Raw genomic sequence first — 10,048 nt, forward strand, 5'->3', positions numbered from 1 at the left:
CAAAGCCAGGCATATATGAATAAATTATATAGAGTTATATGGAATTCCACTCTTGGTAGATATATTGTCGCATCTGAATTTGCCAAAGGAAAGACAAAAGGAAAATCTAGATCTGTAGGCGTAGCTATTTGCGATATTATTTTTTCGAAAAAAGTGCTGCTGACCTGCATATTATCAGCCTTGGCGACCGAAAAAAGCTTCTCATCAGATCTAGAGATTGGTTATTTTACGCCTCAAGATTCTGCTTACTCAATTCTTACTGGTCCAGTTAATATTATTACCGGTGGGGGTAATGGTTTTGCAAATATTTCAAAGGGTTTGGATGGTTTTACGTACACAACTCTGCAACAGGCTTTGGATTCAGGAGTCGTTGTTAAGGGGGCTGATTACATTTCCGGTGACAATTTTGAATTAGGTAATAAAGGGTCAACCATTACTTTTGAAGATCCTATTACTCATAATCAGTCCTCTGTTTCCGTTTATGACAATGCTCAAATGAGTGTTACACGTGCTGCCGATTTTGTATTCCCCATATCTTATGCAGTAGGGGAACATGGCCAATATGTTGATACATCTATTTACTCTATCCAACCAAGCTCTGTTGTTGATGTCAATGTTGGCACAACCGATGCTAACTGGATGAATAATGTAGCCAACAGGCTGTCAGTAATTTTGAAAGGCAGCCAGAAAGATGTGACGACTTCATCAGTATTTAACGTTGCAGATGGCGGCACGCTGAATTACAATTCGAAAACGGTGGTCGAATTAGGAAATAAAAGTAATAATAATTCTGATTCAACATATGCAGCATCATTTATTGGTGGGTTTAAAGGTCAGGTTGCCAGTAAAATTGGAAATTTCGTTGTCAATGATATTAAAAGTTTCCAACGATATAATACTGCATTACAGACTGCCATAAGCACTGGTAGTCTAAACAGTTCTGATTACGACTCTCAATTACAATTGGCTTATGATAACACTCTCAAGCAAGTGTTTGTAAATACGTCAATTCCAGTTAATGACGCGACAAATATGAATGTCGACCGAGGCCGAGTTGCATTTATAAAAGCTGATGGCGCCGACGCGAATGTCAATATAAGCCGTGATGCCAATATCCAGATGTATGGCTCTGACGCATCATTAATTCGTTTGCTAAATGAGGCGACGCTAACTAACCTCGGAACGATTGGCACAGTATATAACGGTCTGCGAGGGGCATATGTTGTCTTTGCTAAAGACAGCCATATTAATAACGAAGGCGTTATTGATGCTGGTACTAATACTGATATGTCTGCTTTTAATAAATACACTACTGGATTTAATATTGGGAACGGTGAGCAGATTGCGATTAATGCTTCTGGTTCCAGTACGATATTAAACAACGGAGTGATTAACGTTGCCCCCCGTCAGGATAATGCAGGGTCTACTGCCGTTATCACTAACGACACAACTCAGTTAATCAACAACGGCTCAATTAATGTGGCCGCTTTAGCACAACCGTCAACGGTAAATGGTTCTTTTAACGCGACGGGTGTTATTTTACAAAGAAAGTCAAGTTTTGAAAACAATGGCGAACTCTATATAGGTCGATTGGCTCAGCGCTCTGTGAGTGATGTCACTAATGATGTTGCGGTTCCCTCTATTGGGACATTGGGTGTCAGCCTGTTAAACGGTGGGACGCTAAATAATAATGCTAACGGTACTATTACTATCGGCACTCAGACCCAGGGAGCGACAGGTATTTCTGCCGCGGGTAGTGCTTCTGTCGTCAATCAAAAAGGGACTGTTAATGTTAATGGACGGATGGGAAATGCAACCAATCCAAGCAGTAAGAACATTGGCATAAATTCCTCATCAGGCGCTAAACAGATAACGAACAGCGGAACAATTAACTTAAACGGAATTAACTCCGTTGGCCTGCAAGTTCTGGCGAACAGTGCTGCAACTAATACTGGCAATATCATAGTGAATCAAGGGGTAGACCCGGCAACCAAGACCGCTAACTACGGTATCTGGTCTGAAGGTGCAGGGGCAAACGTAACCCATTCCGGCAGCGTTGAGCTTAATGGTGACAGAGCGATTGGTATTCATGCCCGTAATCAGGGGGTTGTGACGCTTGAAGATAGTGGAAAAGTAGCATTTGAAGAAGGAGAAAATCAAATCGGTTATTACGTCTTCGGCATGGGCTCATCGATTAATGATAACAGCACCGGGGAACAAAATGTCTCTACTAAAGGCTCGACGCTATATCGCATCGATGGCGGTTCCGCATTTGCGGGAGGGGCGGACAGCACTTCGATCATGAAAGCGAGCGGTGAGAACAGCACTATTTTACTGGTCACTGGCAAAAGCGAAGATGGAAAGACCTCCAGTAAGTTAAACACAGGCAAAATGGTACTTAATGTCGATGCTGCAGGCGCTACTGCAGTCAAGGTTGAAGGCGGTGCGCAGGGCGTGCTGGACCAGGGTGTTATTCTGGCGTTGACGGCGAAAAATGCCACGGCAGGTATTGTTGATGGTAATTCCACCAGCATCACAGGAGCGGCTGGCGATGCAGGTGCTTCCCAGTTAACGTCCTATGCAACACTCGATAACTCCAACGCAGCCAGCGATGCCATGGGCTATATCGCCCGTAACAAAGGTACGCTTATCCATAAAGGCTCTCTGACTTTTACCGCAGATAACAGCACAGGTGTACTGGTCGACGGCGGTAACCTAGAGAATAGCAGCAATATCACTGTCAACGGCGTTGCTGTTGATATTGTCGGTGGCGACTCTAAGGTGACGAATACGGGTACGGTGAAAGCGACCGGTGGAACGGCAGCTTATCGCTTGCAGGATGGTGCTTCGCTTGCGCTTAGCGGTCAAGGTACGACTATCGCCCAAAATGGCGCGCACGGCGTGCTAATTGAAGCCCAAACCATAACGCCGTTGCTGAAAGCCACTTCTGCGTCTGAGCTGACCGTAACTGATGCAACTATTAGCGTGTCGGGGACGGGAAATGCCATTGAAAACGGTGCGGAAGTTACAGGTATCCGTCTCGTGAATGCCAAGCTTAACGTTGAACAGGGGGCGGGCATTCGTACGGGTGCTGGACTCGGGGCGTCAAACAGTGGTGTTATCACTGTTAGTGGTTCCGGCGCAGGTATTTCATTGAAACATGCTGACGGTTCGGCCACCAATGCAGCCCTTGATCTACTGGACTCTGATGGTTTGACCATCAACGTAACCGGCGCAAGCGGCTCGGGTATTGTGACCAATACCAGCGGTGATGTGAAAAATGGTACTGCTATTAATGTGACGGCTCCCGACGGGGGTTCTGCACTGGTTGTCGGCGGGACGACAGCTAACGTCATTCAGTCCGGGAAACTGACCTCAGCCTCGACAACGAAAGAAGTGATCGATCTGGATAACGGTAAGGTCAGTTCGTTCACCAATAGTGGCTCAATCAAAGCGAAAAGTTCTGAACAGGTCGCGGTGGAAAGCAATTCCGGCACGGGGATGACGTTCACCAACAGCGGTGGTGCCAGCATTATAGGGAAAGTAAACCTTTTGCAAGGGGACAACACCGTTAATCTGCTTAGCGGCAGCACTGGTACAGATTTCTTTACTGGCACCGGGAGCGATGTCTTCAATCTTAAGAATATTAAGGCTGACGAAACCTCACTCTTCACCTCATTAAATGGTGGTGCGGGCGATGACGAGCTGAACCTGGATAACTCGGCGTATGTACTGAAAAACGTCAATGCGTTGACGGGATTTGAAACCGTTAACCTGACAAATGGCTCGACCTTTACTGAAGACAATACCCTACTGGCGTTGGGCAACGATGCTAATGATGCAGCGGGCACGGTATTTAATATCGATGCGAACAGCGTTCTGTCCCTGAACAATACCGCCGATATCGCATTCCAGAGCCATCTGCACGGCGCGGGAACGGTCAAAGCGGAGCTGTCGAATAAAGCCTTTAGCTTTAGCGACAATAATAAAGACGATGCTTTTGCCGGTACGCTCGATTTGTCCAACAGCAAGCTGGGTCTTGAAGGGATTAATACGCAGGCGCTGAAATCCGCAAATCTGAAACTGAGCAGCGGCAGCGTGGCAACGGTGGGGGCAGGCCAGCAGGATATTGGTAGCCTTACTTTCAACGGCGGCACCGCTGATTTTGGCGAGCTTAGCCCAGGTATTAAAGAAGCCAGCAATAAGATTCATACCGCGAATACGCTGGATATCAGCGGGCAGGGCACGGTGAAAGTTGCACTCGGCGGCGTCATTAATGACAACCCCCTCCCCGCCAATCATTTCTCTTTGATGGAGCAGGACGAAGCACAGATTCTGGTGAAAATGGCGGACAGCGCAGGCGTAGTCACCGGCAGCGGTGGCAACCTGACGCTGAAAGATAGCGATGATCAGATAATCACGGAAGCGGCATTAGTGGATATCACTCAGTCAGGCGAGACGGTGGCGAAGGGCACCTGGGATTATCGTCTGACCAGCGGCGATAACGCTGACGGGCTGTATATCAACTATGGCCTCAAGCAGGTTGAGCTTTTAGCGCAGGGAGCCGATGCCTTAGTGCTTAATGCCAATGGAGCCAGCGGTGCGGCAAGCGATCTCAGCGCCAAAGTGACCGGGAATGGCGATCTGCATATTGATACTGGCACCGGCACCGTTTTTCTGTCCAATCTGGATAACGATTATCTCGGCGAGACGACGGTGGCGAGCGGAACCCTGGCGCTGGGTAACGACAATGTGCTGGGTCAGACTAACAATCTGCTGATTGAAAGCGATGCTAAAGTCGATACTCAGAGTCACAGCCAGAAAGTTGGGGCGCTGAATACTGTATCTGGTAGCCAGCTCACGCTCTCTGAGGGCAGTGAATTAACGATTACCGATGCGCAGCGCAGCGCTGGAAATCTGGATGGCGGCACTATTAACGGTGACACTCTGGCAGGCAGCGGCAAGTTAACTATCGACCCAAGCGTGGTGACGGTGAATGGCGCAAACAGCAGCTACACCGGGGATGTGACGCTTGAGGGTGGCTCGCAAGCATTGTTGAACAATGTATCCGGTCTGGGTGACAGCGGTCTGGTGACGCTTACCGATAAAGAAGATCGTTTAACGTTTGCGAAGCAGCTTGCCAGCGACGCGGCAACGGTAGGCAACCTCGGTAAGCAGCTGGCAGGAGCCGGTACTGTTGAAGTGAAAGACGGCGCGGATATAAATCTTACTGCCGACAACAGCACTTTCAGTGGCGAATTCCAGGTCGATAACGGTAGCGATTTACGTGCCTCCGCAGCCCGGAATTTGGGTGAGGCAAGTGTGGCAAACAATGGCACCGTGCATTTGACTGCCGACAGCTCCTGGGAACTGACGAACTCGGTAACAGGCAGTGGCGATCTGGAAAAACTGGGCAGCGCTTCGCTGATTGTGAATCGCGATCTGGCTTATACCGGTGAAACAAACCTGCGTGCAGGGCGTCTGGTGCTTGGCGACAACGAAGCCGCCAGCGGTATGCTTTCTGGCAACGGCGCGGTCAATATTGCTTCAGGATCTGTTCTGGGAGGTAACGGTGAAATCACCGGTACGGTGAACAACCTCGGCACGCTTTCAGCCCTGAATGCGTTAAGCGGCTATGAAAGTCAGTCCGTCAGCAATTTAACCGTTGGAAATCTGAACAACAGCGGCGAGATCAAGCTGGCCGGTGCGGTGGCAGGCAACACCTTAACCGTTAACGGTAACTATGTCGGTGACAATGGCCTGTTAGCGCTTAACACCGTGCTGGGTGCTGACAATTCACTGACCGATAAGCTGGTTGTGAAAGGTGATACCTCGGGTTCTACACGTGTGCAGGTGAATAACCTGGGCGGCAGCGGCGATATCACCAGTAAAGGTATTGAAGTGGTGCAGGTGGGCGGCGACTCCGGCGGTAACTTTACCCTTGAAGGCCGTGCTGTAGCCGGTGCGTATGACTACTTCCTGAATAAGGGACTGGCACAGGACGGTAACTGGTATCTCCAATCTCAATTACCGAAACCAATCGACCCGGTTAATCCGATTAACCCAGTTGATCCGGTTAACCCCGATAAACCAACTAACCCGATTGTACGTCCGGAAGCAGGGGCTTACACGGCGAACATCGCCGCAGCAAACACGATGTTTATCACTACGCTGCATGACCGCCTGGGTGAAACAAACTACGTGGACATGCTGACGGGTGAAGAAAAAGTCACCAGCATGTGGATGCGTAACACTGGTGGGCACACGTCATTCCGTGATAGCAGCGGCCAGTTGAAAACTCAAAGCAACCGTTATGTACTGCAAATGGGGGGTGACATAGCGCATTGGGGCGAAGAAGGCACGAACCGTACCCATCTGGGTATGATGGCGGGCTACGGTAATAACCATAGCAATTCTCGCTCCTCGGTGACGACGTACAGTGCTGATGGTTCCGTTAACGGCTACAGCGTTGGTATTTACGGTACATGGCTTGCTAATGAAGCTGAACACATCGGTGCCTATGTCGATAGCTGGGCGCAATACAACTGGTTTAATAACAGTGTGAAAGGTGATGAACTGGCGTCGGAGTCCTATAAGTCTAAAGGCATCACCGCTTCGGTTGAGACGGGCTATACCTTTAAAACCGGTGAGTTTAAGGGCAGCATGGGCACTACGAATACTGTTTACGTTCAGCCCCAGGTCCAGGCAATCTGGATGGGCGTTAAAGCCAACGACCACACCGAAGCCAACGGCACCAACGTGGCCTCTGAAGGAGATGGCAACCTGATGACCCGTCTGGGTGTGAGAACTTATATCAATAGCCACAACAAAATGGATGACGGAAAAGAACGTGAATTCCAGCCCTTTGTGGAAGCTAACTGGATTCATAACACCAATAACTTTGGTGCGACGATGAACGGAGTATCCTCTTCAATGGATGGGACGAAAAATATTGCTGAAGTGAAGGTTGGTGTTGAAGGGCAACTTAACAAAAACACTAATATTTGGGGAAATATTGGAACTCAGGTCGGTGATAAGGGCTATAACGACAGTGCAGCGATGATCGGCGTTAAGTACAACTTTAAATAAACTAGGGAATAAAATATGGGGAGGGTTTCCTCCCCTTTAATTCAGAGTGATATTATGGATAATATTTCAATTGTCAGTGATAACGTATACACTAAAATTGCCTTCATAAAAATAACCGAACAAATACTAACTAAAAGGATGAATTCCCAAAAGATATCTATTTTTAGTTTTGAGAAAAACTGGCTGAATGAGCATGAACTTTCTGCAATTATAGAGTGTAAGTCAGAGCGAATTTTGATCATCGCATTGACACCTTTATTGAGCTTTTTATCAACACTACTATTACCAAGAAGGGTAATTTATGAATGTTATGATGCATCGGTATCACAACTTAATAATACGTTAAGTCAATTAATTCTTGCTTCGCCTATGATTGAGACAAACCCTGAATTATCTCCATCAGAATTCAGTACACTTACCCCCAATGAAAAAAAAATTATTCGTCTGTATATTAATGGCTTATCTTTATCCAGAATTGCTCAAATGACAAACAAAAGCATTAAAACTATCAGTTCGCATAAGAGGAAAGCCATGAAAAAAATGGGCATAGAAACTAACATTCAGTTAATTCAAACAAGCATGGGGATTTTGCTAGCAAATAATCTGGACATAATCAACCGACATAGGATAGAAACCTTAACAACCTTAACGTACAATAATTTTCGATATCCAAACTGACCCCTTTTATACAACTTCCTTTGATGACGCTTCAAAAGACCAGGGCCTTGTTGAATGTCAATCGCCGGAATACGTCCAGAATTGTTCTGTGCAGCAATCCCTTGTGCAACAGCAGTTTTATCAAATGTCCATTTGGTCATTTTAATTCTCCTTCTATAAACAGATTAAGCCATAGGCTCCTCTCCATATTGATTGAAATACAGTCCCTGCCGTGCTTGCCCAGCAGGGTTCGCGAGACCACGTGCATCTCAATCTCGATTATACCAAGCAAATTTTTTATGTTTCAGAAATTTATAAAGTTTTTAAAATCCTTCGCATGCCTTCTCGATATATTGGTAGGTTTGAAAATAAGAAATAACACAGAGATTTTTACCGAAAGGAGAACCATACAGATCCTTATCAGGAGAACTAGAAATGATAACTTCATTGGATAAGGGTCAGTTTGGATATCGTAAATTATTGTACGGTAAGCCTGTTTTTGAACAGGCTTACCTATAGCGATAGGGTGTACTCCCGCGCTATACAGCGTTTTCAGGGGATTTTGTCTTAATCAGATAACCCAAATGCGATACAGCAAGAGCGACAACCTAAAAGTGACTGCAACTGACGCTAAATCAATCCTTTACTTAACTGGATTGGTTAAATAATGTGCTTAACGTACAAAAATTTACGATATCCAAACTGACCCCTAATTAAGAACTCAGGTCTGTCAGTTCTTTACTGTTTACCTTTTGCTGAGCTTGAAGGTTTTTACGGGTCAATGGGATTTGGTACCGTCAAAGATATAGAGAAAATCCCACCGGCGGTTATCAAAAAGCATGAGTGGTGCCTGAGTAACTACGATAAAACCGTACTCCTTCTGAGTAAGGAGATGAACGTATGCAGATACTCAGACTAAAAACAGCTCGCTTGCTGTTAAAACCATTAGGCACCAGAAAGTGCTGTACTACCGACAGGTTAAAAAACTGAATATCCGGGAAACAGCAGATGCCACAGGCTATAGTTGCTCTCAAGTATGTAGCATCCAGACCCTGAACGCGTTACGACTAACGAGGTTTGAATCGCTACTGATGAATTGCATTCATGAAGAAGCTAGACAACTTGGAATTGCTGAACTTACTTCAAATGTGAGTAAGGCTGCGGAAGCGTTCTTTCTACGGCACGACTTTCATGTAGTGGAACGGGGTTTTCCTGTCCGTCGTGGCGTGACACTACAAAATGCATTGATGCGGAAATATTTGGCGAAACAATAGAAAGCTGGTTGAAGGAAAGTATTGACCTTTTCGCCTGATTGAAATCAGTCAGTACAGAAAACCATCATAACGTACAATATTTTCCGTTTCCCAAACGGAGTCCTGAATTGGCGCAGTCAATTAAGTCAACGGGAGAATAACATCGGCATCCCGTTCAACGCAGTCCCAGGATTTTTTCACAGGCAGGTCTGTGCCAGAAGCGGAAGCTGCCAACATTTCTGTGTCTTAATAAAAAAGGAAGCAGGTCAAATCTATTCTGCAAAAATATTATTATTCTGAAAGAATGAGGGAGTTGAGTACATGATCCTGCCAAACCCCATTTATTTTGAGATAAGATTTTGCATATCCCTCTTTCATAAACCCTAGGCTTTGAAGAGTGTTACTGCTGCGGTGGTTGTCAGGAAGATGGTTTGCCATTACACGATGTAGTTCATATTTTTCATGTAGATAATCGATCGCTATCTTGAGAGTCTCATGCATGAGTCCTTTCCCCTGATGAGCATGATCGATTGAAAATCCCAAATGACATGCTTGAAAAACACCATAGACAAAGTTTGTGAAATTGATGCTACCGACTATTTCACTTTCTTCTTTCATAGTGAAAACCATCAGCAAATTTTTTCTTTCGTTAAATTCATTTACTGATTGTTTAATTCTTTCAGAAATATTGTTCAAAGTGAAATATTGATCATCACGCAATGGTTCAAAAGGCGCAAAATTAGTTCTATTTGTAACCAAAAACTGCTGTAATTTTTCCGTTAAATCTTGATTAAGCAGGTATACATCCGTTCTTTCTGTTGAAAATAGCCTCATAACACCCCCATGTGATTCACGATATTAAATTTATTATATGAGAAAACGGATGATTTCCAAGTGTGACATAACGCTACGTCCGCTCCTCGCTGTGAGTTCAACCGATGGATGCAACACATTGGTTAAAACGCTCTGCGGGTGATTCATAGTCTAGCGTTTTTCTTGGCCTCTCGTTGAGCTGCCTGGCAACACTGTTTAGTCTTAGCTGGCTGTGA

3 protein-coding genes and 3 pseudogenes are annotated in these 10,048 nt (G+C 45.8%); 4 read left to right on the top strand and 2 right to left on the bottom strand.

Features of this window, described 5'->3' with window-relative positions; genetic code table 11:
• The first annotated feature begins 15 nt into the window (after positions 1 to 15).
• The 4 genes and pseudogenes from J1784_RS02060 to J1784_RS02070 all read left to right on the top strand — a co-directional run.
• Positions 16 to 7,089 carry an autotransporter outer membrane beta-barrel domain-containing protein gene (locus tag J1784_RS02060; protein WP_217147806.1) on the top strand — a complete coding sequence of 2,358 codons (7,074 nt, stop codon included), beginning with the start codon at positions 16 to 18 and terminating at the stop codon, positions 7,087 to 7,089.
• A 54-nt stretch (positions 7,090 to 7,143) separates the two neighbouring features.
• Positions 7,144 to 7,767, top strand: coding sequence for a helix-turn-helix transcriptional regulator (locus J1784_RS02065; protein WP_217147807.1), 624 nt, complete (start codon positions 7,144 to 7,146; stop codon positions 7,765 to 7,767).
• A 926-nt stretch (positions 7,768 to 8,693) separates the two neighbouring features.
• Positions 8,694 to 8,801 (top strand): annotated as a pseudogene (locus J1784_RS26365) (recombinase family protein); the annotation flags it as partial.
• A 27-nt stretch (positions 8,802 to 8,828) separates the two neighbouring features.
• Positions 8,829 to 9,020, top strand: a pseudogene (locus J1784_RS02070) (GNAT family N-acetyltransferase); the annotation flags it as partial.
• Between the two features lie 270 nt (positions 9,021 to 9,290).
• On the opposite strand, the gene J1784_RS02075 reads toward J1784_RS02070, so the two are convergent.
• Both J1784_RS02075 and J1784_RS02080 read right to left on the bottom strand, forming a co-directional pair.
• Entirely contained in the window at positions 9,291 to 9,833 is a 543-nt protein-coding gene (locus J1784_RS02075) for a GNAT family N-acetyltransferase (RefSeq protein ID WP_217147808.1), read from the bottom strand.
• A gap of 97 nt (positions 9,834 to 9,930) precedes the next feature.
• Positions 9,931 to 10,048: pseudogene (locus J1784_RS02080) on the bottom strand (IS30 family transposase); the annotation flags it as partial.

It is taken from the genome of Rahnella ecdela (assembly GCF_019049625.1).
GTDB lineage: Bacteria > Pseudomonadota > Gammaproteobacteria > Enterobacterales > Enterobacteriaceae > Rahnella > Rahnella ecdela.

Coding starts and splice junctions, on each gene's coding strand:
- J1784_RS02065 (WP_217147807.1), top strand. CDS start 7,144: ATGGATAATATTTCAATTGTCAGTGATAACGTATACACTAAAATTGCC.
- J1784_RS02060 (WP_217147806.1), top strand. CDS start 16: ATGAATAAATTATATAGAGTTATATGGAATTCCACTCTTGGTAGATAT.
- J1784_RS02075 (WP_217147808.1), bottom strand. CDS start 9,833: ATGAGGCTATTTTCAACAGAAAGAACGGATGTATACCTGCTTAATCAA.